Source organism: Zobellia sp. 1_MG-2023, assembly GCF_030549125.1.
Lineage (GTDB): Bacteria > Bacteroidota > Bacteroidia > Flavobacteriales > Flavobacteriaceae > Zobellia > Zobellia russellii.
In genome coordinates, this window is the sequence record NZ_JAUOSY010000011.1 from 77747 (window position 1) to 103892 (window position 26146).

Sequence of the window (26146 nt, forward strand, 5' to 3'; positions counted from 1 at the left end):
TAATCTTAAATATAAAACAAAGTTTTAGAAACTATTCCGGTTTTAGGATAGTTTTATTCAAAACGAGCGTATTTGTCGATTATAAGCACATAAAAACAATAGAATCTTAACCCTTTTCATAGTTTGAACAATAGCAAATCTATTCTTGCCGTAGCCAAAAAAACGATAGAAACCGAAAGTGCTTCCATATTCCATTTAAGCACTTTACTAAACGAAGATTTCTCGGATGCGGTTAATTGCATTCTTGAGTCCAAAGGAAGGGTTATTGTTTCCGGAATCGGCAAAAGCGCCATAATTGCCTCTAAAATTACAGCTACCTTAAATTCTACCGGTACACCCGCTATTTTCATGCATGCAGGTGATGCCATTCATGGAGACCTAGGAACCATTCAGGAAGATGACGTGGTCATATGCATCTCCAATAGCGGCAATACTCCAGAAATAAAAATGTTGGTTCCACTTATCAAAAGAGGAACCAACAAATTAATTGCCATGACCGGTAATACCGAGTCCTATTTGGCAAAAGAAGCGCACTTTGTTCTGAACACCTATGTAGAAAAAGAAGCCTGCCCAAACAATTTAGCACCTACCACGAGTACTACTGCCCAACTTGTCATAGGAGATGCGCTTGCTATTTGCCTACTGAAATTGAAAGGGTTCAGCAGTAAGGATTTCGCAAAATACCACCCTGGAGGCTCGTTAGGCAAACGTTTGTACCTTAGGGTTACGGACATTGTTGGGGCCAATCAAAAACCTCAAGTAGATGTTAATGCCGAGGTCAAAAAAGTTATAGTAGAAATTTCTGAAAAGATGTTGGGCGTTACCGCTGTTACTAATGGCGATGACCTAGTTGGCATTGTAACAGATGGAGATATTAGACGCATGCTGAACAAGTACGATAATATTAGTGGACTCACCGCAAAAGATATAATGAGTAAAAACCCCAAGACCATTCCGGTAGATGTTTTGGCAATTGAAGCCTTAGAGCTCATGCAAGAAAAAGGCATCTCACAATTATTGGGTGTAGAGGGTAAAAAATACGTGGGTGTTGTACATTTGCACAACTTGATCAACGAAGGTATATTATAATGGCAAAGCAAAATACGAAGTCCCCAGACGAAATGTCGTTTTTAGACCACTTAGAAGAACTAAGATGGCATTTGATACGATCGGTCCTTGCCGTAGTAATATTGGCTTCAGTGGCGTTCGTTATGAGTCGTTTCATCTTTGACACTATTATTTTTGGGCCTTCAAAAATGGATTTCCCAACTTACAGGTTCTTCTGTGATATAGCCACTTCATTAGGGTTTGATTCCGCATTCTGTGCTGAAAAACTCCCATTTACCATACAAAGCCGTACTATGGGCGGGCAGTTCTCCGCAGATATTTGGACGGCAATCTGGGTAGGTTTTATAGTTGGTTTCCCATACGTTCTTTATGAGCTTTGGAAGTTTATTAGCCCAGGGCTTCACCCTAACGAAAGAAAACATTCAAGAGGCTTTATTTTAATTGCCTCCTTTCTCTTTTTTATGGGCGTACTTTTTGGGTATTATGTGGTAGCCCCCTTATCCATTAACTTTTTGGGCACCTATCAGGTCAGCGAGATTGTCCTAAACGAATTTGACCTTGACTCCTATATTAGCACAGTAAGATCCGCGGTAATAGCCTGTGGGGTTCTTTTTGAACTGCCCATTATTATCTACTTCCTGACCAAAGTAGGCTTGGTTACCCCTGAAATAATGAAAAAATACAGAAAGATAGCCCTAGTTGTGGTATTGATTCTTTCTGCAGTTATTACCCCTCCCGATGTAGCTAGTCAGATTATTGTAGCTGTACCAGTCCTTGTATTATACCAAGTGAGTATTTATATTTCAAAAATAGTATTGAAAAACGAGGCTAAAAAAGAGAGAAAAGCAAAGGAAAAAGGGTTAAAGAAAAGGTAAACGTAAGGCTATTTAAAAAGTTTCCCGTTTCTTTATTTTTTTGATGGCCATTAATTTTTGACCTCAGAACCAAAACACGAAACCTCTAAGATGAAATTAAGAGCTGAAAATATAATGAAGGCCTACCGTGGCCGGAAAGTTGTAAAGGGTATTTCTTTGGAAGTAAACCAAGGAGAAATCATTGGTCTGCTTGGTCCTAACGGGGCAGGAAAAACCACCTCTTTTTACATGATCGTAGGTCTCGTTAAGCCTAATGGCGGCAACATATATCTAGATGGTACGGACATTACCAACTTTCCTATGTACAAAAGAGCCCAGAATGGAATAGGGTACTTGGCGCAAGAGGCATCTGTTTTTAGGAAGTTAAGTATTGAAAAGAATATTCTTAGCGTACTACAACTTACCAAACTCAGCAAAAAGGAGCAACTAATGAAAATGGAGTCGCTTATTGAAGAGTTTAGTTTGGGCCATATTCGCAAAAGCCGAGGCGATTTACTTTCGGGTGGTGAACGTAGACGTACCGAAATAGCTCGAGCCCTGGCCACCGACCCAAAATTTATTCTGCTGGATGAACCTTTTGCCGGTGTAGATCCTGTAGCGGTTGAAGATATTCAACGTATTGTAGCCCAGTTAAAGGACAAAAATATTGGTATTCTTATTACCGATCATAACGTACAGGAAACTTTGGCCATTACAGAAAGATCGTATCTAATGTTTGAAGGCGGTATCTTAAAATCCGGAATTCCAGAAGATTTGGCCGCAGATGAAATGGTACGTAAAGTTTACTTAGGCCAGAACTTTGAACTTCGCAAAAAGAAGTTGGATTTCTAGCATTAGTTTTTCTTTGCCGATAAGTTGGATACCAATGAAGCAGCCACATAGAAAACGATTATAAGCGGCACGGCCAAAACCCTTAAGGCTATGAGAAGCACCACGCTTACAATTAGAAAAATGTAACGCACTGCATTGTCCTTAAAACTCCAAGTTTTGAATTTAAGGGCGAATAGTTCAATATTAGCATTCAACAAATATGTGCTTAAGAAGGTCATAAAGATTAAAAACCAAGGATTAAGTATGAATTCGCTTAACGCTTCGTTTTCATGATATTGCAATATTAAAGCCAAGGAAAGGATCAATAAAGCATTGGCAGGCGTTGGCAAGCCAACGAAAGATGAAACCTGATTCTCGTCAATATTAAACTTTGCCAATCTGTAAGCGGAGCCTAGGGTAATAAGAAAACCGATCAACGGAACAAAATCCGTTAAATAAAGAAAAGAAAAGGAGGCACCATCACCACTGTACCAACCGCCACTCATGGCCATTTTAAGCAATTGGAACATAACAATTCCGGGAACAAGACCACTCGTTATCATATCAGCCAAAGAATCTAACTGTACGCCCAATTCACTTTGCACATTCAAAACCCTTGCTGCCAGGCCATCAAAAAAATCAAAGAAGATTCCTAAAAAAACAAAGAGAGCCGCCATTTCAAGCTGGTTTGACACTGCAAAGACGGCAGCGACACATCCACAAAAAACGTTCAACAGCGTAATGAAATTAGGAATATATTTTTTCATGAAATCATTTGATTTGCGGTAAAAATAACACAATTTAACATCAATCAGGTCAGACCATAATTTATTCGGATATTTGCGCAACAAAATTCAGTAAAAAACAGAAATGCAATTGAAAAAAATACTCCTCCTATTACTTTTCGGCTTTTCGATTTTGGGCATGGCCCAAGCGCCTGAATTGACTCCCCTATCCAAAATAAGTGTTATAACTTGTGGCCCAGGTAGTGAACTTTATTCAACATTTGGACATAGTGCCGTTCGCGTAGAAGATTCCAGTTTAGGAATAAATGCCATATACAACTATGGCACTTTTGACTTTACCACGCCCAATTTTTACATGAAGTTTGCCCGTGGAAAACTGGATTATACACTTGCAAGGCAAAGTTTTCCTTACTTCCTTAAGGAATATGAGTATGAAAATAGATGGGTAAAAAGTCAAGAATTAAAACTTGACCTTGCCGAACGCCAACAGCTCTTTAATTTTTTGGAAACTAATTACCTTCCGGAAAATAGGGATTATAAATATGATTTTTTCTACAACAATTGCGCTACAAAAATTTGGGATATCCTAAAAGAAGTATACGGAGATAAGCTCGTTTTTGACAAAAACTTCCAGCAACAGCTATATTCACATCGCCAGTTGATACGGCAGAAGGTTAAAATAAATTCATGGTCCGGTTTTGGAATTGATTTAGCCCTAGGTTCTGTCATAGATGATGTTGCTACACCAAAAGAACACATGTTCTTGCCAGATTACATAATGAAACAACTAGATGTTGCTCAATTAAACGGGGAACCCTTGGTAGCTAAATCAAAAACTTTACTGGACGCCAAACCTGCGGATAATGGCTCTAGTTTCTTTTTTTCTCCTGAACTGTGGCTTATTGTTATTTTGATCATTATACTGGTTTTAACTTATTTTGATTTTAAGAACAACACCCGTAGAAGATGGTTAGACTTTACGCTCTTTTTTACCACAGGATTAATAGGCTTACTTATCATTTTCTTATGGTTCTTTACAGACCATAGTGCCACTGCCGGTAACTTTAACATATTATGGGCCTTCCCTCCCAACCTAATCATTGCCTTTGTAGTTGCTCAAAAGAGAGGACCTAATTGGGTGGCCAAGTATGCTATTTTTCTAGCTGCTTTAATTGTAGTGTCCGGCGTTTTATGGACCTTGGGCATTCAACTTTTTTCGCCCTTAATATTGGCTATCTGGGCAGCCCTTATTGCACGATATTTATTTTTATTCTGGTCATATCACAAGCCAAAAATCGCATAATTGCATGAACTTACTTACTGTAGAGAATATTTCAATATCATATGGAGAGCGTGTCTTGTTCCAAGACCTTTCCTTTGGTATCAATAAAGGCCAGAAAATTGCTTTAATCGCCAAAAATGGTACGGGCAAGACTTCCATCTTAAATATAATGTCCGGATTGGACAGCCCGGATTCCGGGCAAGTAAACTACCGCAAAGATATTCGTGTCTCATTTTTAGACCAAGAACCGGACCTAGACCCAAAATTAACGGTAGAACAAACCATTTTTGCTTCGGACAATGAAATACTTCAGGTCATAAACGCCTATGAGAAAGCGCTTCAAAACCCTGAAGACGCAGATGCATACCAAATTGCTTTTGAAGCAATGGACCGTTTTAATGCTTGGGATTTTGAGACCCTTTACAAACAAATCCTTTTTAAGTTAAAATTAGATAACCTAGACGCCAACGTTGGTCTGCTCTCGGGAGGTCAAAAAAAGCGTTTGGCCTTAGCGGATGCTCTTATCAACAAACCGGACTTACTGGTTCTTGATGAACCTACCAATCACTTGGACCTTGAAATGATTGAATGGTTGGAAGAATATTTTGCCAGGGAAAACATGAGTTTGTTTATGGTTACGCACGACCGTTATTTTTTAGAACGGGTCTGTAATGAAATCATAGAATTAGATAACGGCCAGCTCTACCCCTATAAAGGCAACTACTCTTACTATCTAGAAAAAAAAGAGGCCCGTATTGAGCAAGAGGCCACTGAACAGCATAAATCCGAACGTTTGTTCAAAAAAGAGCTGGAGTGGATGCGAAGACAACCCAAGGCGCGTACCACTAAATCAAAATCTAGAATAGATGATTTTAGCACCATAAAGGAAAAAGCCAGCCAACGTAGAAAGGAGCACCAGGTTCAGCTTGAAATTAATATGGAGCGTGTAGGAAGTAAAATTCTGGAACTCCACAAATTAGTGAAATCATATCCTAACAAGCCTATTCTAGATAAGTTTGACTATACCTTTACCAAAGGAGAACGGATTGGTATTATTGGAAAAAACGGAACCGGAAAATCTACCTTCTTAAATATTGTAACCGGATCGGACCAACCTGATGCAGGTAAAGTAATAGTTGGTGACACTATTAAATTTGGATATTACACCCAAAAGGGAATAACCATAAAAGAAGGGCAAAAAGTAATAGATGTAATTCGCGACTTTGGTGATTTTATCCCACTTATGAAAGGGAGACAGATTTCTGCACAACAGCTATTGGAGCGTTTTCTTTTTGACAGAAAGAAACAATATGATTTTGTTGAGAAATTAAGTGGAGGCGAAAGAAAACGACTTTACCTGTGTACTATTCTGATTCAGAATCCTAATTTTCTTATTCTTGATGAACCTACCAATGATTTGGATATTGTAACCTTAAACGTACTAGAAAGTTTTCTTTTAGACTTTCCCGGATGTTTGATAGTGGTTTCTCACGACCGTTATTTTATGGACAAAATTGTAGATCATCTCTTTGTTTTTAGAGGGAATGCCGTTATTGAAGATTTCCCTGGAAACTACTCAGATTTCAGAACTTATGAAGACAGTAAAGTTTTAGAGGTACGTGAAGAAAAAGCCGCAATAAAAGAAACAGCGAGTAAAAACGATGCTAAACAAAACAACTCAAAAAACAAACTCTCCTATTTAGAACAAAAGGAATATAGAAATTTAGAAAAGGACATCCAGAAACTGGAGGCTAAAAAAGTGCAAGTGCAGAACAAATTTGCCGATAGTTCCCTTAGCGGTGAGGAAATAGATAAATTATCCATAGACTTAAAAGAGGTTAATGAGGCTATTGAAGCCAAAACAGAGCGTTGGTTTGAGCTTTCCGCACAAATGGAGGAATAATCGTAATTATAAAATATAGCGCTAGTGGTCTTTTCTAATTATAAAATCACAAACGGTTTTTCGTGCAAAAATTCCTGAAACACATAACTTTCTTGTTTTCCGCAACCAATCAACATGGGGTGCACTCCCCTTTTGTTTATAGTTACGTAACAAAGTGCCTGTACGGAAAAAAGAAGTTCAGTAGGTTAAAATCCATAAATGTTCTTTGTAAGAGCATCGCCTATTTCAAAACCGAACGAATTATGTTTTTAGATGATTCCGGTAAGGTGGAAGAGATTGTTCAAAATCATTTTCAGCATATAGAAAAGTCCTCTACAAATACGGATGTAGTCTACTTCTCCAAAACCAATATGGGTAAGGCAATTAACCTTCTAGTGGAGAAAAAAATCGCCCACAACAAAACTATGTTTTTATTGGACGGCATATATGAATCAGATGAAAGTGAAGCCATTTGGAAAGCTGTGAAAAATCATAAAAACGTAACTGTAACGGTAGATATGTTTTATTGCGGCGCGGTTTTCTTCAGAAAAGAACAGGCCAAAGAGCATTTTAAGATTCGGATTTAAACGCTTATTTTAGATTAAATTGCAATTATGTACAACAATACAATTTATATAATCCTAGGGGTCGTAGCGGTAATATACGTTCTCATATCCATGACCAATCGCCGGAAATCCAAAGATCGGAAATCACGGAAATTCATGGGCAATTATGAACGGAAGGAAAGGACCAAAAAAGAGGAAAAAGAATAGAATCAATTAGCAATCATTTTTTTTTCGCAGCACAAACCCTAGTAAATTCTCAAAATGAAGATATACACCAAAACAGGTGACAAAGGCACTACTGCCCTAATTGGGGGCACGAGGGTTAAAAAACATCATGTAAGAATAGAATGTTATGGCACTGTAGACGAACTCAATTCTTGGATTGGCTTGATCAGGGATCAAAAAATAGACAAAAGGTCTAAAGAAACTTTAACCGAAGTTCAGAAAAATCTGTTTGTTGTTGGGGCTATTTTAGCCACAGACCCAGAGAAAGCCATTCTAAAGAACGGAAAAAAACGGCTGAACATTCCAGAAATTGAACCTTCTGACATTGAGTTGCTTGAAAAAGAAATTGATGTTATGGATGAAGCTTTGCCTCAAATGACGCATTTTATCCTTCCAGGCGGCCACACCACCGTGTCATACTGTCATATTGCTAGAACGGTTTGCAGGAGAGCGGAACGTATGAGCACGCTTCTTTACGAAAATGAACCATTTAATGTAAATGTCTTGTTATTTTTAAACAGGCTCTCCGACTATTTATTTGTACTGGCACGAAAATTGTCAGAAAATTTACAAGCCGAAGAAATAAAATGGATTCCAGAGAATAGGGAAAAGGATAAATAAAGCACAAAATTTAAATATTTGCTTCAGTTTAATTTGTAATTCTCTAATAATTTCTTTAATTCTTCGTTATCAAACTATTAAAACAAAAATAATGACGATAAAATAGCCCTATTTCCTTGGCTATGTGTATTTAAAAATTATTTTTGCAAAAAATTAAATTGAACAACTGAAATGTATTGGACATTAGAACTAGCATCCTATTTGAGTGATGCACCCTGGCCCGCAACAAAAGACGAATTGATTGATTATTCAATACGTACCGGTGCGCCCCTAGAGGTCGTCGAGAACCTTCAGTCTATGGAGGAAGAAGGTGGCGAGATTTATGAATCCATTGAAGAAATCTGGCCAGACTACCCTACAGAAGAAGATTATCTCTGGAACGAGGACGAATATTAGAAATATTACGTTAATTGAAACAAAAAAGTCTCTATCGAGGCTTTTTTTTTATGTAATTTTGGCAGGTATTTAAGTAAAATGTACACAGGTTTTAAACTGGAATACCTTTTGCGAAGAAATACACCACGGGTGCATTGCAGAAATAATGCCCTACCGCAATCAATATCTTAAAAGCGGTCTAATACAAAACAGCTAGAAATGAGTTTTTTAAATTCGATATTAAAAGTATTCGTAGGTGATAAATCAGAGAAAGACGTTAAAGAGCTGAAGCCTCTTGTAGAACAAATAAGGTCTTTTGAACAGCAATTAGAGGAACTAAGCCACGACGAATTGCGTGAGAAGACCAAAACCTTTAAGCTCAAAATAGCGGAGGATATTAGTGAATTCACCAAAAAAATAAGCGAGCTAGAGGAAGAAGTAAAAACGTCTACGGATATTGATAAGAACGAAGACATTTATGCTGAAATAGATAAACTCAAAGAAGAATCCTATAAAGTAACCGAAAAAACACTTAGCGAAATTCTACCGGTAGCATTTGCCGTGGTAAAAGAAACCGCCAAGCGTTTCGCCAAGAACGAAACCATACAGGTTACCGCATCAGAATACGATAGGGAACTATCAGGCTCAAAAGATTATGTATCCCTAGATGGTGACAATGCCATTTGGAAAAACTCATGGAACGCCGCAGGTAAGCAAGTAACTTGGGACATGATTCATTATGACGTTCAGCTAATTGGAGGTATTGCATTGCACCAAGGTAAAATTGCTGAAATGCAAACTGGTGAAGGTAAAACCTTGGTGGCAACACTGCCCTTATATCTTAATGCCTTGGCCGGTCATGGAGCGCATTTGGTTACCGTTAACGATTATCTAGCAAAAAGGGATAGCGCCTGGATGGCTCCAATTTTTGAGTTCCACGGTCTTTCTGTAGACTGTATAGACCATCACCGTCCTAACTCCGAAGGAAGAAGAGCGGCGTATAATGCAGATATAACTTATGGTACCAATAACGAATTTGGTTTTGACTACCTAAGGGACAATATGGCGCACACGCCAAAGGACCTTGTACAACGCCCACACCACTACGCTATTGTAGATGAGGTGGATTCTGTTTTAGTAGATGATGCACGTACCCCATTAATCATATCCGGTCCGGTTCCTGAAGGTGACCGCCATGAATTTAATGAGCTTAAACCTAAAGTTGCGGATATTGTAAGTAAACAAAGACAACATTTGACCGGTGTTTTGGCCGAGGCCAAAAAACTGATTCAAGAAGGTAACACCAAAGATGGAGGGTTCCTTTTGCTTCGTGTGCATAGAGGGCTACCTAAAAATAAGGCCCTTATTAAGTTCCTAAGCGAAGAAGGCGTTAAACAACTACTTCAAAAAACAGAGAACTATTACATGCAGGACAACAACAGGGAAATGCCTGTTGTAGATGAAGATCTATTGTTCGTTATTGATGAAAAGAACAACCAGATAGAGCTTACCGAAAAAGGGGTGAATTATATTTCAGGCGAGCAGAACAGAGATTTCTTTGTAATGCCGGATATTGGTGGAGAAATTGCAAAAATAGAAAACCAGAACCTGGATATTGAAAAAGAGGCCGAACTTAAAGAAGAGCTTTTTAAAGAATTTGGAGTAAAGAGTGAACGTATCCATACCATGAGCCAACTTTTAAAGGCATATACACTTTTTGAAAAAGATGTGGAATATGTGGTTATGGACAACAAAGTGATGATAGTTGATGAACAGACCGGTCGTATAATGGACGGTCGTAGATATTCAGACGGACTTCACCAAGCAATAGAAGCCAAAGAAAATGTGAAAATTGAGGCGCTTACCCAAACCTTTGCTACGGTTACTTTGCAGAACTACTTTAGAATGTACAATAAACTTGCAGGTATGACCGGTACGGCCGTTACCGAAGCAGGTGAATTCTGGGAAATATATGAGTTGGATGTTATGGAAATACCAACCAACAGACCTATTGCCCGAGATGACAGACATGACTTGATCTATAAGACCAAGCGTGAAAAATACAATGCCATTATTGATGAAGTCACCAAACTTTCACAAGAAGGCAGACCGGTTTTGATCGGTACAACTTCGGTGGAAATTTCCGAGTTGCTGTCCCGAATGCTTACCATTAGAAAAGTAAACCATAACGTACTGAACGCAAAACTTCATAAAAAAGAAGCAGATGTTGTTGCTGAAGCAGGTAACCCCGGTGTGGTTACTATTGCAACCAACATGGCCGGTCGTGGTACGGATATTAAACTTAGTGAAGCAGTAAAGAAAGCCGGAGGTCTGGCCATTATTGGTACGGAAAGACATGATTCTAGACGAGTTGATAGACAGTTAAGAGGTCGTTCCGGTCGTCAGGGAGATCCAGGAAGTTCTCAGTTCTATGTTTCACTAGAAGACAACCTAATGCGCCTTTTCGGCTCTGACCGTGTTGCTAAAATGATGGATAAAATGGGCTTGGAAGATGGTGAAGTTATTCAGCACTCCATGATGACCAAATCTATTGAGCGTGCGCAGAAGAAAGTTGAGGAAAACAACTTTGGTGTACGTAAGCGTCTTTTGGAGTATGATGATGTTATGAACGCCCAGCGTGAAGTCGTTTACAAAAGAAGAAGGCACGCTATACAAGGAGAGCGTCTAAAGGTTGATATCGCTAACATGGTGTACGACACCTGTGAAGTTATTACAGATACCAATAAAGCGGCAAACGATTACAAAAACTTTGAGTTTGAACTGATAAAATACTTTTCTATCACTTCTCCTATTTCAGAAGGTGATTTTGGTAAAATGAGCGTGCAGGACATTGCCAATAAGGTATATGACACGGCATATAAGTATTACCAAGAAAAAATGGAACGTAATGCAGCTACTGCATTTCCGGTTATCAAAAAGGTTTACGAAGACAGTGCCAATAAGTTTGAGCGTATTGTAGTGCCTTTTACAGATGGTATAAAAACCCTTAATGTGGTTACCAATTTACAAAGTGCTTACGAAAGTAATGGTAAGGAATTGGTATCGGATTTTGAGAAAAATATAACATTGGCCATTATTGATGATTCTTGGAAAACGCACTTGCGTAAGATGGATGAGTTAAAACAATCTGTACAGTTGGCCGTTCATGAGCAGAAAGACCCACTTCTAATCTACAAATTTGAAGCCTTTGAACTCTTTAAAGAGATGATAAACAAGGTAAATAAAGAAGTTGTTTCTTTCTTGTTTAAAGGGGAATTGCCAAGTGAGAACCCAAACCAGATTCAGGAAGCCAGAAACGTAAGTAGACCAAAGGAAAATCTTCAGACAAGTAAAGAAGAAATTCCTAATAGCGATGAATTGGCGGCTCAAAATAGAGCAGCAGGTCAAACACAGGGCCAACGTCCACAAGTTACGGAAACCATAGTTCGCGAACGACCAAAAATTGGCCGTAACGATAGGGTTACCATTAAGAACGTTATGTCCGGCGAAAGCAAAGTTGTTAAGTATAAGCAGGCAGAACCACTTATTGAAAACGGTGATTGGGTACTAACCGAAAACTAAAAATTAGTACATATAACAGCATTAAAACGGCAGCTTGTCTCTAAGTTGCCGTTTTTTTTTGCCCGATTAACGAGTAAAAGGTCACTTAAAAACAATTGTGTCTACTATTGCAGGGCTAGAATAAATTACCCCAAAGGTTAAGTTGCAGTAAATTAAGCAACTATAACTCTAATTTATTCCGAATTTAACTTCCAGAAATACACTTGCTTTAAAATAAAAGCTTGTTGTACCTCTGTTGAAGTGTCGCATATAACACGCGGGTTCACTTCTTTATTTAGATGAATACCCAAAAAGGATAGATGCGAAAGCCCAAAATACGCCTTAACAGGATCAATGACAAGACAAAGTTACTACTCAAGTTTAACTATATCTCGTCATTTCTTAGTCTAATTATAGGTTTGGTATGCACGTACGTATTTGACATGCACGGCACTATACCTTATGTTTTTTATTTTTACTTTTTTCTGAATTTAATAAACATAGCCGCTTTTAGCAGACACAAGAACTTAACTGCTATGGCAATCTGCACTTCGGTGTTATCATTCATAAGTACCATTGTAATAACTCTATTCAGCGGAGGAATAAATAGTCCGTTCATCTTTATATTAGGACTCATAGTACTTGCCGGCTACATCTCTACAAGGATTTTTGGAAAAATTTATCTTTATCTTATTATAAGCACCATTGTTGCTATATACTTTATTGACTATGCTAATTTTGATTTCATAATTAATGAGGTGCCAGATGATGCAAGAGACTTGTTCAGTTTGTTAAGCATATTGTTTTCCGTTTATTTATTAGGAGGTGTTTTAGGCAAAAACTTGTTGAACACCCATCATAAATTATACCGTTCAAAAGCCAGAATTGAAAGAAGTGTGGACGAAAAGGAAAATCTTCTGCGAGAAGTTCACCATAGAGTTAAAAACAACCTACAAACTGTTTCTAGCCTTTTAAATTTACAAGCTAGAAATACACCCAACCAACAAATAAAAGAATTGGTTAGAAGTAGCCAAAATAGGGTCACGGCCATGGCAATGATTCATGAAATGTTATACGTTAGGGACAACCTATCAAAAATTGAGTTCGGATCATACGTAAATGAACTTACACAACATCTTTTAAAAACGGTTGAACGCAAGGATAGAAAGATAGAAGTTTCTACTGACATTCCGGACACATTACTTAGTATAGATACGGCCATACCATTGGGTTTACTAATTAATGAAACCGTAACGAACTCAATTAAATACGGATTTAAAAATTTAGATGAGTGTAAAATAACTATTGAACTGGAGAAAAGATATCAGAATAAATATATTCTCAAAATTAGCGATAATGGCCTTGGTTTTCCACTAAACTATGACTTCAAAAACTCGAATACACTAGGTATTAGATTAATACACAATCTTGCTAGACAATTACAAGGAAAAATTGAACGTCTCCCCACTGATAGAGGCACTACCTATAAATTAGTATTTCAAGATATTTCGAGTCAGTTTAAACCATAATTATTATATTGTTCACCGGTTTATCCTAAAATTATTTTTCCTTATTCTAAATTAGTTTTTTCTTTCATTAAATGACAGACATTTCATAATAAAATTGTAGTTTTCTACCTGAAGCCCCTAATTTACCTTTTTTAAGTATTAGATTTTTTAGAATCCACTCCTAGCTTACTAGCTATTTGAGCCATATTCTAACACCTCTATTCCTGTTTTCTGCTTCGGCTTCAATAAAAATAGAAATGCCTCATATGAATAAGATCCAAAGTAGATTGGACAACCAAAGTAGGTTGTTAATCAACTTTGCCTATGCTTCATCTACACTTTCATTTATAGTTGGCATATTGTTAATGTATCTATTCAAAATTGTAGGATACATACCTATTACCTTTATTTTATATGCCCTATTGAACTTGATCAACACGCGGTTATATAAAAAATTCAATAAATTATTGATTAGCTCATTAATAGGTTCTCTTTTGTCCCTTATGGGTGTATTGATTGTTACCATTTTTAGTGGCGGCATAAACAGTCCGTTTATTTTTGTATTCAGCATTATAATTTTAGGCGGTTACATGGCGGGACATATTTTTGGTAAAATCTACTTAGCAATTGTACTTTTTTCCATCTTATGTATTTATGGTATAAGTGAGTATGGTACCATAACCAATGAGATACCGGAAAATGCCAAGGATAATTTTAGTTTAATTAGTATTGTTTTTTGTTCATACCTTTTATTGGGGGTCTTTGGGAAGCACCTTTTAATAACCAACGAAAGACTAATTACATCAAAAGCCAAAATAAAGGAAGGAATTGCAGAAAAAGAAATACTTCTTAGAACTGTTCACCACAGGGTAAAAAATAATCTACAGACCGTTTCAAGCCTTTTAAGCTTACAATCTAAAAATACTACGAACGATAAAATAAAAGAACTAGCTATTAGTAGTCAATATAGGATAAACTCTATGGCTATGATTCATGAAATGCTTTATATGAGGGATAATATTGCTAAAATTGCATTTAAACCTTACTTAAAAGAACTTACCGACTTCCTAGTTAAATCTGCAAACCGTAAAAATCAAGATGTTACGGTTTCCATAGATATGCCAGATGTAAATCTAGGTCTAGATACTACTATTCCCTTAGGACTCTTAATCAATGAGGCGGTCACCAATTCTTTAAAATATGGGTTTCCTGAGAATAGTTCTGGAAACATAAAAATCACCCTAAAAAAAGATAATGATGAAGACCATAGCTATTCTTTGGATATTACAGATGATGGCATAGGTTTTCCTGAAGATATAAATCACAAGACAACCACATCTCTTGGCCTTAAATTGATGCACAACCTAGGTCGCCAATTAAGAGGTTCCGTATCCCGAATTAAAACCGAAAAAGGAACGGGATACCACATTACATTTAAAGACAGGGAACGTCATCTACCTAGTATAAACGGATGATAGGTTCAAAACACACTTACCCAATAATTCCCTAGAAATCAATATCTTTAAGAACCGCCACCATTATAAAGAACCAAAAAATGAATAATTCCCGCCGAAAATTCCTGTCGTCTATTAGTATGCTTGCCGCTAGCACCGCCGTTCCCCTCCATGCGTTTAGCTTTAACACTTCTAAAAAACTAAAAGTTGTACTTGTTGGAACTGGTGTAAGAGGCATCACATTTTGGGGAAAAAGATTAGTAGACCAGTATTCTGATATTATTGAATTTGTTGGTCTTTCCGATATAAATTCAAGTCGACTGGCGTACGCTAAAAAATATATTGGGGTTAAGTGTCCTGTTTTTACGGACTTTGATACTATGATAAAAGATACCCGTCCGGACTTAGTTATAGTAACAACAAAAGATTCTACACATCATCATTTTATAATTAAAGGTTTGGAAATGGGGTGCGATGTTCTAACTGAAAAACCACTCACCATAGATGAAACAAAATGCCAGGCCATTTTAGATGCCGAAAAAAAATCGGACAAGAATTTAATAGTAGGCTTCAACTATAGGTGGAGCCCGTATGCCACTAAAATAAAGGAACTTTTGATGAACAAGACTATTGGGGATTTGGTTTCCGTAGATTTCAATTGGTACCTTAACACTTACCATGGGGCCTCTTATTTTAGGAGATGGCATGGTGAAATGGAAAGTAGTGGTTCACTCTGGGTACATAAATCAACACACCATTTTGACCTACTAAATTGGTGGATAGATTCCGAACCAAGCAAAGTTTTTGCCTATGGAGATTTAGAGTTCTATGGAAAAAATGGACCATTTAGAGGGAAGAATTGCCGTAGTTGCAATCATACCAAAGAATGTGATTTTTATTGGGATATCAATGAAGATAAATTTATGAAAGAGCTATATGCAGACCATGAACATGAAGATGGGTACCTTAGAGATAATTGTTTGTTTAGAAATGACATTGATATTTATGACAAAATGTCCGCTCAAGTAAAATATGCGGATAATACTACGCTTAATTATTCACTTACCACCTACTCGCCCTTTGAAGGTTGGCGTGTAGCCTTTAATGGCACAAAAGGAAGAATTGAGGCTTCACAAGACATTCCTTATCACGATAGCCCCACCATCTCCGAAGCTGAAAAGCATGCCAATGAAATGAAACAAAGTAAAGAGGAGGAATTATCCTATGAATCTATTATAGTTCATAAACTTTGGAAAGAACATGAAAATGTAGAGGTTGCTATGGAGAAAAAAGGCCATGGCGGTGGAGACAAACGGCTGCAAGACAAAATTTTTAAAACATCGGAAGCGGAAGACCCCTTTGGTAGAACAGCAGGTATTAGAGATGGGGCTATGTCCATTCTTATTGGTATTGGAGCTAGGCGTAGTATTGAAGAGGGAAAAGCCATTGACATTTCTCACCTCACTAATTTAAAACCTCAAAAAAAACGATAAAAAATGTTAAATGCTATGGTCCAAGGGTAGTATTTAACCTACTTCTTTGATTGTGCGGTAAAACATATTTAGATTTACCTAACCAAGCGGATATTCCTTACAATTAAAGAGAAATACAAATTAGCTTTATATGCAGCAGAGTACCGATTTAGAAAAAAGATTAAAAAGCAAGGTTAGACTGGTATTAAAAGTCAATTATTATTCTTCTGTTTTTTCTTTAATCTTTGCTGTTCTTTGTTTCTTTTTTCTAGACATAAAGGAAGTAATCCCCTATATCTTTCTCTCTTTTGGCATTCTAAACCTTATAAATACATTAGCCTACAAATACCATAAAAGGCTTACCCTTACCTATAACATTGTATCCATGATGACTTTGGCCGGAGCAAGTGTCATAACGCTCTATACGGGAGGAATAAATAGTCCGTTTATTTTTGTTCTTGCCCTTATTGTAATTGCGGGTTACGTTACAACAAAAGCTTATGGCACACTCTATCTATACCTAAATTTGTTAATTATTACGCTCATTTATGTCCAGAGTATTGCCGACTTTAGTTTTGTAAAAAATGTGGTCCCGGACTCTTCCAAAAACCTGTTCGCTCTTTTAAGTGTTCTGTTTTCGGTTTACCTATTAGGTGGCGTATTTGGTAAAAACTTGCTCCATGCGCATCATAACTTGTATAAAACCAAGAATGAACTCGAAGAGAAAATACGTGAAAAGGAAACCTTAATAAAAGAAGTCCACCATAGAGTTAAGAACAATTTACAGACTGTCTCCAGTTTGCTAAGCCTGCAATCTAGAAGTATTATAGACAAAGATGTTAAAAGCCTTTTGAAAAGTAGTCAAAATAGAGTAATTACCATGGCCATAGTTCATGAAATGCTCTATATGCGAGAAGACCTTTCTAAAATTGAATATAAATCTTACGTGCAGGAACTTGCGGAGTATTTAGTCCGTTCTATAAAAGGTACCAGTAGTAACATTACCCTAAACATAGATATTCCAAATATAAAGCTGAATATAGACACGGCCATACCTTTAGGCCTGCTCATTAATGAAACTGTAACCAATGCCCTTAAATACGGTATTGCAGATGAAGATAAAGGTGAAATACACATAAGACTTAGAAAAGCCGAGAACAATGAGTTCATTCTTAATTTAGGAGATAACGGAAAAGGGTTTCCTGAAGACATTACCCATAAAAATTCAAAATCACTAGGACTTAAATTAATACACAACCTATCCCGCCAATTACAAGGTTCTATTATGAGAGACCTTAGTCAAAAAGGAACCCACTACACTATAAAGTTTAAAGAAATACGAGATCAGATTACTAGTGTAGCATAAAAAACTAGCTACTCAAAAAACTATTTTTTTACTGGAGATTTTAAAGAGCGTAGTATTCCTTTAGTCTTTGGAAACAATACTACATGGCTAAGAATTAAGGCAATAGCTGTTAAAAAAACAAATAACATCATAGCAATCGTTTTAAAATTATACTCTAAATAGATTTATATCCTTGTGAGCAACACATTAAATGTTGTTTACTGATGATTTTGCCTCATAGAATACACCCTGTTAGGTAGCCGGTACTAGTTTTAATTTTCTTAGTAACCTTAATATTATTAGAGCTATAAGCCAAAACAAGACCCATTTAAGAAATGTAATTTTTAACATTGACAATTGCTTTTAGTAAACCAAGCATTCCTAGGTCTTAGGGCAACGGCAAGATTAAAAAGATTTAACATCTAAAATTCGGGGGTAATCTAAATATAATCACAGAACATTCATCATCACATATAAATCGTTATAATACATTAAACTAAGACCATTTTATAATGAAATGGATTACGTATCTATTAAGCCATCTTAGCTTTGTTTCTTTTCGTAGTGAAAGAAAGTGCCTTTGTTACTCTAGCGTTGTTTCTTTTGTATAAACGTGCTACTTCTGCTGTGTTCTCAAAGTTAACCTCTTCGGTAGAAGTTTCGGTAACTATACTCATTTCAACGGTAGCAACTTTAACCTCTTCGGTTGCAGTTTGTGCTTGAGCAGTTACTCCGATAAAAAGAACAAAAATTAAAGTTGCGATAGTTTTCATGACTTGGGCGTTTATATAAATAAAACGCCACAGGCCCCATTTTACCGAGGTTCCGTTCGCTGAAAAACCTCGTATTTTCGGTTATCTGCACAAGTTCGGTTCAAGTGTAAAAAACCATCGGTGAACGTAATCGGACCAAAAAACACTTTACCGAATCAATGTGTATTTAATCCGAAAAAGAGATGTTCTTCTTCAAGCAAAAATCATCCTAATTCACCTTTTGCAATACTTTTAATCCATTTATAGGTCATCATTAGATTTATCACCTATGAAAACCCGAACCAAAAATAACAGCAATAGTAGAATTGTTTGATTTAATAAATAACAAATTGATCAGTTCTATTTTCTTTTTAAAGAATAGATGAAGTAAACCCTGAGCCGTACTAATAATTTGTCCTATATATAGAAGATGATTCCAATCAACTATGTCAACTGCTTGTATTCTTGCAAGAAAAAATTGATAAGCTATCTAGAGACATCAATGCGTTACAACATATAGTAGGTACTAATACCAATGAACAACATATATTAAGTAACCTGGAATTTGAAATAAGTACTATGTTACAACTTTGTAGGTCCTAACTACTAAAATGAAAACTTAAAATATGTAAGTACTTTTCTTAAAAGATAAGTTCAAATTAAAAAACCAATGATTAAGCCATCTTAGCTTTGTTTCTTTTTGTAGTGAAAGAAAGTGCCTTTGTTACTCTAGCGTTGTTTCTCTTGTATAAACGTGCTACTTCTATTGTGTTCTCAAAGCTTACCTCTTCGGTAGAAGTTTCTGTAACGATACTCATTTCAACGGTAGCAACTTTAACCTCTTCGGTTGCAGTTTGTGCTTGAGCAGTTACTCCGATAAAAAGAACAAAAATTAAAGTTGCGATAGTTTTCATGACTTGGGCGTTTATATAAATAAAACGCCACAGGCCCCATTCTACCGAGGTTCCGTTCGCCAAAAAACCCTGTATTTTCGGTTATCTGCACAAGTTCGGTTCAACTGTAAAAAACCATCGGTGAACGTAATTGGACCAAAAAACACTTTACCGAATCAATGTGTATTTTATCGGATTTAGGATGAAACTATTGACCAAGAAAGGCTTACCAATTAGTTGTTGAGAGAAAAAATATCAAATTAAAAATATCAGTTAAGAGCTAGATTTTAAAATTGTTTTTCGGTAGACTTATAATTAGTATGGGTAAATCTTGGAACGACCCATTGATATATCAGCACCTACCGAAAATAGAAACCTCCCCCAAAAAAAATACTACTTATCCTACAAACAGATCGTTGAACGAACGATCAACACACAACTTTTGTCGATTATTAGTTAATATTATTGGAACGATACTCCTAAATATATAATTTGCACCCTCTTTTGAAAAAGAAAATGGATTAATTTAAAATCACTGAATTATGAGACGTAATTTAATTACAAGATGGTTGTTACTATCAGCTTTGTTCGTATCATTCATTATGGTACCGGTAGCATGTAGTAGCGATGATGGTGGAACTGATACCGAACAAAAGCCTGACCCAGATCCGGATCCGGAACCAGAGCCAGAACAAGTTGCCGACCCAACAAATGAGAATACAGTTATAGATGCTACCGCAGCAGCCCATGCAAATGGTATCAGTACATCTACAGTAACTGTTACATTAGCAGATTCCGATGGAAAAAAACTTACCAAAAGCGGAGGTACGGTAGTACTCGCAGCTACGGGTTCTTCTACTGTTTCTGCAGTTACAGATAATGCTGATGGAACTTATACCGCTACAGTTAGTGGCGATGTTGAAGAAACCATTACTGTATCTGGAAAATTAGACGATGTAGCTATCACCAGCACAGTGGATATTACCTTTAACCCTGATGAATCTAATCCTGCACAGGAAGCGGAGCAGTCAACTGAACCAGCTGGACCTACTCTTCTTAGAATTAATTGTGGTGGTCCAGAAGTAACTTTTGGAGATATCACCTTTTTAGAGGATCAATATTTTGGTGAGAATAGTGAAGTGTTTACTAATCCTTTCGTTACTGAAATAGATAACACAGAAATGGATGCCATTTACCTCACTGAAAGAGTTTCTGCAGATGGACCAATGTTTAAAGGGCCTACCTCATATGATATACCGGTTACGAACGGTACATATACGGTAAAGCTTTATTTTGCGGAAATCTACTGGGGAGTTGAGAACCCACAAGGGTTTGAAGGAGGAGAAGGAAGCAGAATTTTCAATATCCTAATGGAAGATAAAGAAATCTTTACAGGCTATGATTTATTCAAAGAGCACGGAGCTGCGTCTGCCGGAAGTAAAATGTACGATATTGAAGTTACAGATGGTGAATTAAATATCATGTTGGAGGCCACTATTAACAAACCAAAAATATCTGCAATAGAAGTTTTTGGTACAGGAACTATCGGTTCTTAAGAACAAAAGCTTTAGCTATAAAATTATAGGTCTTCGGGAAATATTCCTTGAAGACCTATTTTTTTGAACCTTTGTCAGTAAGGAAACGTATCTATTTTATACTAATTTCATAAAAACAGAAAAATGATTTTTAAATCTATAATCTCAACTATATCCCTATTAATAGTCACCTCTTGTCAATCACATGTTGAGAAGAAAAAAACCGCTATGGAATCAACGGTTGAAAAAGAAATTGTAAAACCAACAAACCAAGATTTAGAAAAGTTTGAAACTGCTTATTTCGCAAGTGGCTGCTTTTGGTGTGTTGAAGCCATTTTCGAAAGTGTAAAAGGGGTTGAAGAAGTAGTTTCCGGATATTCAGGTGGTACCGAAAAGAATCCAACTTATGAGCAAGTTGGTGGAGGAATGACAAGTCACGCAGAGGCCGTTAAAATTTATTATGACCCAAAAGTTATTTCATTTACCGCTCTAGTACAGGTGTTTTTTGGCTCCCATGACCCTACCACACTAAACAGACAAGGGCCTGACCGTGGTGCTCAATACCGCTCTGTTGCATTTTATAAAAATGAAAAAGAAAAACAGATTATTGAAGCTTACATAAAGGCTCTCACAGACCAAAATGTTTATGAAGGTGCTCCAATTACAACAGAAGTAACCCAATTCACCAAGTTTTATGATGCCGAAGATTATCACCAAGATTATGAAAAAAAGCATCCTAACAACTCGTACATCACCAATGTATCCATTCCAAGATTAAATCGGTTTAAAGCAAATTTCAAAGAATATTTAAAGGAAGATGACCATTAAGACCTAAGTTTTGTTTTATAATCCACCTAATTTTATCTATTCTTAACCATCCTGTTCCAATTGCTAAAATCAAAAAAATTGAACGGTTTCAATATCTATTTTAAACTTATACTATTATAAGCTTCAAAGTATACCCCTGTGTTCTAAAAAACACATAATTTTGCACTAATTTTAATTAGAGACATTTGAAACAGGTTACAATACAGACAAAAAACATCATCTTAATTGTCTTGGATTACGGTGCTGTTATTCAGAAATTATTGGTAAAAGGCAATGATGGCAATTATACAAATGTTGTGGTTGGCTTTAACTACCCCAGTGCATATAAAAACGATAAGAAATGCCTAGGAGCTTGTGTAGGTAGATATGCCGGAAGAATTTCTAACGGCGGATTTATCTTAGACCGAGAAAAATATCCGTTACATACTATTAATGGAATCCATTTACACGGAGGGAAGCAAGGTTTTGCCCAGAAAACCTGGAAGTTTGAAGAAGTCAATAACGGCCCGGAACCTTTTGTAAAACTATCATACACTAGTGGACATTTAGAGGAAGGCTATCCTGGAAACCTAAGAGTAACGGTTACTTATAAAATAGTAGACAGCGCATTGGTTATAGAGCATAAAGCGGAAACAGACCGTACCACAGTGCTTAATCTCACCAATCATTCGTACTTTAAATTAGATTATGGAGATAGCATAGCAGATTATTTATTACAGATGAACTGCACGCACTTTACCGAGACTAACCAAAATCAGTTACCTACCGGAAAATTTGTGTCCGTTAAAGGAACTCCCTATAACTTTCTTGAAGAAAGGCCCATAGGTAACTCATTATTGGATATTCCCTTTGCCATTCACCCTAAAACTAATCTTGCCGCCCGCGTTAGATCTAAAAGATCAGGAATTACAATGACTGTGCAAACCAACCAACCAGCGCTTATTGTTTATACGCCTCCAGAGTTTCCGGGAATCTGTTTTGAAACTCAGAACTTTCCAGATGCCCCCAATCAATCTAACTTCCCAAGTTCGGTATTAAGACCTGGTGAGAAATATCAAAATATATCCAAATATCATTTTTCGGTTAAATAGCAGAAAAAAAGCCCTGAAAATTAAAATTTTCAGGGCTTTTACATTTAGTCTTGGCAATTATGCTTCAACCATTAAATTAAGTTCTACGGTAATATTGTCCCTTGTAGCCTTACTATAAGGGCATATTTCATGCGCAGCATTGATTAACTCCTCGCCTTTTTGCTTATCTACAGTTGGTAATAAACAGTCTAGAGTGGCATCTATGAAAAAACCGTCCTCGTCTTTGTTAAAACCAATAATAGCTGTTACGCTAAAATCCCCAAGATCCTCTACACCTTGTTCTTTGGCAACTGCCTGAAGTGCCCCAGCAAAACATGTGGAATATGCCGCAGCAAAGAGCTGTTCAGGGTTTGTAGATTTACCGTCCGTTTTTCCGTCCGCACCTGGCATTTTTATATCTAAATCTACAGCTCCGTCATCACTTTTCACATGACCTGCTCTACCTCCTGTATTCGTTGCTTCCGCTTTAAAAATAGTTTTCATTACGTATAAGTTTATGATTACTTCATGAAGTTAAGCTATGAATTTGTGAAAAAATAAAATGGATTATTAAATTAATGTGAAAAGCATCTTTACGGTTAAAAAAAGAATGGATTACACCCCTAATTCGTAACTTGGGGTAACAAATGCCGTTACAATGAAATTTACGAAATGGATTCTTATTGTATTTGCTATAGTAGGTCTTTTATTCTTTTTTGTTGTTGGACCCTACATGAGAACACAGACCAAAAAGCATAGTCCGGAAAAGACAGCCGTATACACAAATAACGGAATGGATTTGTCCGTAAACTATTCTAGCCCTTCTAAAAAGGATAGAATTATATTTGGCGAGCTTGTGCCCTATGATGTAGTTTGGCGTACGGGAGCAAATGAGCCCACTACATTTTCTACTGCATCGGATATTAAAATTGACGGTAAAAACCTTTCTTCTGGGGTTTATTCTCTATGGACAAGACCCGGTAGGCAAACGTGGTCGGTAATATTCAATAATAATATACCTGATTGGGGGGTGAGTATATTAAGTGGAGGCAAAGAGACTACACGTATTCTTGAAGAAGATGTTATCGAAATTGAAATCCCAACCGAACAATTAGCGGAAACCGTAGAGCATTTTACTATAGACTTTGATAATACAGGACAGCTCTATATGCGCATCATGTGGGATAAAACACTAGTTAAGGTACCTATTAGTAAATAAGTGTGGAGAACCATAAAAATATAGATGCAAAAGGTATTTCTGAAATTCGGAAAAAAAGGAAAAGTACCATTGACCCTAGTAAACTGGCCGAAGCCCTCTGCCAAGGGGACAAAACTGCACTTAGTCGAGCAATCACCTTAATTGAGAGTAACCACCAAAAACATATTACGGAAGCCAATAAGGTCATTGCCCTTTGTCTTCAGAAACCAATCCAAAGCATACGTATAGGTATCACAGGAGTTCCCGGTGTGGGAAAAAGTACTTTTATCGAAACTTTTGGCCAACTATTAACTTCCAATGGAAATAAAGTTGCCGTACTTACGGTTGACCCTACCAGTCGCCAAAGCAAGGGTAGCATCTTAGGAGATAAAACTAGAATGGAATCTTTAACCAAAGATTCTAACGCATTTATCCGCCCCTCACCTTCCGGACATTCATTGGGAGGAGTAGCCCGTAAAACAAGAGAAAGCATCATTCTGTGCGAAGCTGCCGGTTTTAACATTATTCTTATAGAAACTGTTGGAGTTGGACAGAGCGAAACCGCTGTACACGGTATGGTAGACTTCTTTTTACTTTTAAAATTGGCCGGTGCAGGCGATGAACTTCAAGGTATTAAAAGAGGAATAATTGAAATGGCAGATGGTATTGCCATCAATAAAGCCGATGGAGACAACCTGCCTAAAGCACTTATTGCCAAAAGTGAGTTTGAAAATGCCTTACAGTTATATCCACCTAAAGAAAATGGATATAGACCTACGGTATCTTGCTGCTCCGCAACGGAAAACACCGGTATTAAAGAGGTCTGGGAAAATATTGAGAATTATATTTATCAAAGTAGAAAAACGGACTATTTCAATAAAAAAAGAACACAACAGAATAAAAACTGGCTCTACGAAACTATTGAAGCAAAGCTGAAATCGGATTTTTTTGAAGACTCCTTAATATCAAACAAAATAAACCACTATATTGAACAGATAATTTCCAAAAAAATCTCACCTTTTCAAGCTGCGGACCAATTGATAGCAATTTTTAAAAGCCGCTCTTAAATAATTAGCTTAATTTTGTGAGCTTAATTTCTTATAGCCTAATGGATTTAGTTACCACATCTCTCTTATCAATTGTCATTCCTGTTTTTAACGAGTCGGAAAATGTTGTTCTGCTCACAAAAAAAATTCACGAAAGCTTAGCCGGATACAATTATCAAATTGTCTACATAGACGATTTTTCTTTTGACGGTACTCGTAAGGTTATAAAGGAGATGAAGGATGATAAAGTTCATCTTATTAGTCTTAAACGAAATTACGGTCAAAGTTTAGCATTGGCGGCCGGTATTGATTATGCTCAAGGAGAGTATATCATTACTATGGACGGCGATATGCAGAATGACCCTAGCGATATTCCCTCTATGCTAGAGTATGTGGTTAATGGCGATTATGATGTAGTTACAGGTATTCGTGCCCAAAGAAAAGATTCCTTTGTTAAAAAAATTCCATCAAAAATTGCCAATGCATTAATACGTCGAACGGCCAAACTGGATATTAAAGACAACGGTTGCGCTTTAAAAGTTTTTACCAAGGATATTGCAAAAGACCTTAATCTGTATGGCGAAATGCACAGGTTCATTACCCTACTCGCTCATTTTGAAGGAGCCCGTATCAAACAGGTACCGGTAAAACATCATGCTAGGCATGCCGGCAGCTCTAAATATGGCTTAGAACGCATCTTTAAGGTGGTTGCGGACATTATGCTGCTTTTATTTATAAGAAAGTACTTTCAGAGGCCAATTCACTTCTTTGGAATCTTTGGTGTTGTTCTAATTTTAATTGGAATTATTACAAACATTTATCTTCTGGTAGTAAAATTTGGAATGGGAGAAGACATTGGTTCACGTCCATTATTGACTTTTGGTATGATGTTCATTTTGGCAGGTATTCAACTTTTTACAATAGGTATCGTCATGGAACTATTAATACGTACCTATTACGAGTCACAGAAGAAAAGACCATACAGAGTAAAGGATGTTACCATAGCGGACCAAGTTCAACCCTAATCTTTAAGA

At 36.8% G+C, this 26146-nt stretch carries 24 protein-coding genes; 20 read left to right on the forward strand and 4 right to left on the reverse strand.

Translation table 11 applies throughout. From position 1 onward, the window contains the following. Positions 1 to 123 precede the first annotated feature (123 nt). The 3 genes from Q4597_RS17810 to lptB all read left to right on the forward strand — a co-directional run bounded on the left by Q4597_RS17810 (position 124) and on the right by lptB (position 2774). On the forward strand, positions 124 to 1089 hold the full coding sequence (locus Q4597_RS17810; RefSeq protein ID WP_303407434.1) for an SIS domain-containing protein: 966 nt from the start codon (positions 124 to 126) through the stop codon (positions 1087 to 1089). Continuing rightward, positions 1089 to 1943, forward strand: a complete 855-nt coding sequence (gene tatC, locus Q4597_RS17815; protein ID WP_303407435.1) for a twin-arginine translocase subunit TatC — start codon at positions 1089 to 1091, stop codon at positions 1941 to 1943. The genes Q4597_RS17810 and tatC overlap by 1 nt, the downstream gene beginning before the upstream one ends. A gap of 90 nt (positions 1944 to 2033) precedes the next feature. Next, positions 2034 to 2774: an LPS export ABC transporter ATP-binding protein gene (gene lptB, locus Q4597_RS17820; RefSeq protein ID WP_194524294.1), complete on the forward strand. Its 741-nt coding sequence runs from the start codon at positions 2034 to 2036 to the stop codon at positions 2772 to 2774. Positions 2775 to 2776: 2 nt separating this feature from the next. On the opposite strand, the gene Q4597_RS17825 is transcribed toward lptB, so the two are convergent. Beyond that, positions 2777 to 3520: a phosphatidylcholine/phosphatidylserine synthase gene (locus tag Q4597_RS17825; RefSeq protein ID WP_289063130.1), complete on the reverse strand. Its 744-nt coding sequence runs from the start codon at positions 3518 to 3520 to the stop codon at positions 2777 to 2779. 103 nt (positions 3521 to 3623) lie between these two features. Here Q4597_RS17825 and Q4597_RS17830 point away from each other — a divergent pair, with 103 nt between their 5' ends. The 11 genes from Q4597_RS17830 (at position 3624) to Q4597_RS17880 (ending at position 17811) form a co-directional block, all read left to right on the forward strand. After that, positions 3624 to 4802 carry a DUF4105 domain-containing protein gene (locus Q4597_RS17830; RefSeq protein WP_215441804.1) on the forward strand — a complete coding sequence of 393 codons (1179 nt, stop codon included), beginning with the start codon at positions 3624 to 3626 and terminating at the stop codon, positions 4800 to 4802. Positions 4803 to 4806: 4 nt separating this feature from the next. Then, a complete protein-coding gene (locus Q4597_RS17835; protein WP_303407436.1) occupies positions 4807 to 6684 on the forward strand; it encodes an ABC-F family ATP-binding cassette domain-containing protein in 1878 nt (625 codons plus the stop codon). Between the two features lie 62 nt (positions 6685 to 6746). Next, complete coding sequence (locus Q4597_RS17840; RefSeq protein WP_303407437.1) at positions 6747 to 7250, forward strand: hypothetical protein; 504 nt, start codon at positions 6747 to 6749, stop codon at positions 7248 to 7250. A gap of 27 nt (positions 7251 to 7277) precedes the next feature. Next, the gene (locus tag Q4597_RS17845) at positions 7278 to 7436 is read left to right on the forward strand and encodes a hypothetical protein (RefSeq protein WP_289041253.1); all 159 of its coding nucleotides are present in this window, start codon (positions 7278 to 7280) and stop codon (positions 7434 to 7436) included. Positions 7437 to 7490: 54 nt separating this feature from the next. Next, positions 7491 to 8075 carry a cob(I)yrinic acid a,c-diamide adenosyltransferase gene (locus Q4597_RS17850; RefSeq protein WP_303407438.1) on the forward strand — a complete coding sequence of 195 codons (585 nt, stop codon included), beginning with the start codon at positions 7491 to 7493 and terminating at the stop codon, positions 8073 to 8075. Between the two features lie 171 nt (positions 8076 to 8246). Next, a complete protein-coding gene (locus tag Q4597_RS17855) occupies positions 8247 to 8471 on the forward strand; it encodes a DUF2795 domain-containing protein (RefSeq protein WP_013994285.1) in 225 nt (74 codons plus the stop codon). Between the two features lie 198 nt (positions 8472 to 8669). After that, positions 8670 to 12032, forward strand: a complete 3363-nt coding sequence (gene secA, locus Q4597_RS17860; protein ID WP_303407439.1) for a preprotein translocase subunit SecA — start codon at positions 8670 to 8672, stop codon at positions 12030 to 12032. 515 nt (positions 12033 to 12547) lie between these two features. Then, positions 12548 to 13540, forward strand: coding sequence for a sensor histidine kinase (locus Q4597_RS17865; protein ID WP_303407440.1), 993 nt, complete (start codon positions 12548 to 12550; stop codon positions 13538 to 13540). Positions 13541 to 13785: 245 nt separating this feature from the next. Then, positions 13786 to 14994: a sensor histidine kinase gene (locus Q4597_RS17870; protein ID WP_303407441.1), complete on the forward strand. Its 1209-nt coding sequence runs from the start codon at positions 13786 to 13788 to the stop codon at positions 14992 to 14994. 80 nt (positions 14995 to 15074) lie between these two features. After that, positions 15075 to 16466 (forward strand): Gfo/Idh/MocA family protein, encoded by a 1392-nt coding sequence (locus Q4597_RS17875; RefSeq protein ID WP_303407442.1) that lies wholly within the window; start codon positions 15075 to 15077, stop codon positions 16464 to 16466. A 130-nt stretch (positions 16467 to 16596) separates the two neighbouring features. Next, positions 16597 to 17811, forward strand: a complete 1215-nt coding sequence (locus Q4597_RS17880; protein WP_303407443.1) for a sensor histidine kinase — start codon at positions 16597 to 16599, stop codon at positions 17809 to 17811. A 512-nt stretch (positions 17812 to 18323) separates the two neighbouring features. Here the strand turns inward: Q4597_RS17880 and Q4597_RS17885 are convergent. Beyond that, positions 18324 to 18563 (reverse strand): hypothetical protein, encoded by a 240-nt coding sequence (locus Q4597_RS17885; protein WP_303407444.1) that lies wholly within the window; start codon positions 18561 to 18563, stop codon positions 18324 to 18326. 653 nt (positions 18564 to 19216) lie between these two features. Then, complete coding sequence (locus tag Q4597_RS17890) at positions 19217 to 19456, reverse strand: hypothetical protein (RefSeq protein ID WP_303407445.1); 240 nt, start codon at positions 19454 to 19456, stop codon at positions 19217 to 19219. 521 nt (positions 19457 to 19977) lie between these two features. Between Q4597_RS17890 and Q4597_RS17895 the strand changes: the two genes are divergently transcribed. From Q4597_RS17895 to Q4597_RS17905, 3 genes are all read left to right on the forward strand, one after another. Continuing rightward, positions 19978 to 20991, forward strand: a complete 1014-nt coding sequence (locus Q4597_RS17895; protein WP_303407446.1) for a malectin domain-containing carbohydrate-binding protein — start codon at positions 19978 to 19980, stop codon at positions 20989 to 20991. A gap of 207 nt (positions 20992 to 21198) precedes the next feature. Continuing rightward, complete coding sequence (gene msrA / locus Q4597_RS17900; RefSeq protein WP_303407447.1) at positions 21199 to 21798, forward strand: peptide-methionine (S)-S-oxide reductase MsrA; 600 nt, start codon at positions 21199 to 21201, stop codon at positions 21796 to 21798. A gap of 185 nt (positions 21799 to 21983) precedes the next feature. Then, a complete protein-coding gene (locus tag Q4597_RS17905) occupies positions 21984 to 22889 on the forward strand; it encodes an aldose epimerase family protein (RefSeq protein ID WP_303407448.1) in 906 nt (301 codons plus the stop codon). Between the two features lie 57 nt (positions 22890 to 22946). On the opposite strand, the gene Q4597_RS17910 is transcribed toward Q4597_RS17905, so the two are convergent. Beyond that, positions 22947 to 23372: an organic hydroperoxide resistance protein gene (locus tag Q4597_RS17910; protein ID WP_215441789.1), complete on the reverse strand. Its 426-nt coding sequence runs from the start codon at positions 23370 to 23372 to the stop codon at positions 22947 to 22949. A 154-nt stretch (positions 23373 to 23526) separates the two neighbouring features. Between Q4597_RS17910 and Q4597_RS17915 the strand changes: the two genes are divergently transcribed. From Q4597_RS17915 to Q4597_RS17925, 3 genes are read left to right on the forward strand one after another with little or no spacing between them, the layout of a single operon-like run. Next, positions 23527 to 24087 (forward strand): DUF2911 domain-containing protein, encoded by a 561-nt coding sequence (locus tag Q4597_RS17915; RefSeq protein ID WP_303407449.1) that lies wholly within the window; start codon positions 23527 to 23529, stop codon positions 24085 to 24087. Between the two features lie 2 nt (positions 24088 to 24089). Beyond that, complete coding sequence (gene meaB, locus Q4597_RS17920; RefSeq protein ID WP_303407450.1) at positions 24090 to 25133, forward strand: methylmalonyl Co-A mutase-associated GTPase MeaB; 1044 nt, start codon at positions 24090 to 24092, stop codon at positions 25131 to 25133. 41 nt (positions 25134 to 25174) lie between these two features. Then, positions 25175 to 26137 carry a glycosyltransferase family 2 protein gene (locus tag Q4597_RS17925; RefSeq protein WP_215441786.1) on the forward strand — a complete coding sequence of 321 codons (963 nt, stop codon included), beginning with the start codon at positions 25175 to 25177 and terminating at the stop codon, positions 26135 to 26137. The last annotated feature ends 9 nt before the right edge of the window (positions 26138 to 26146 follow it).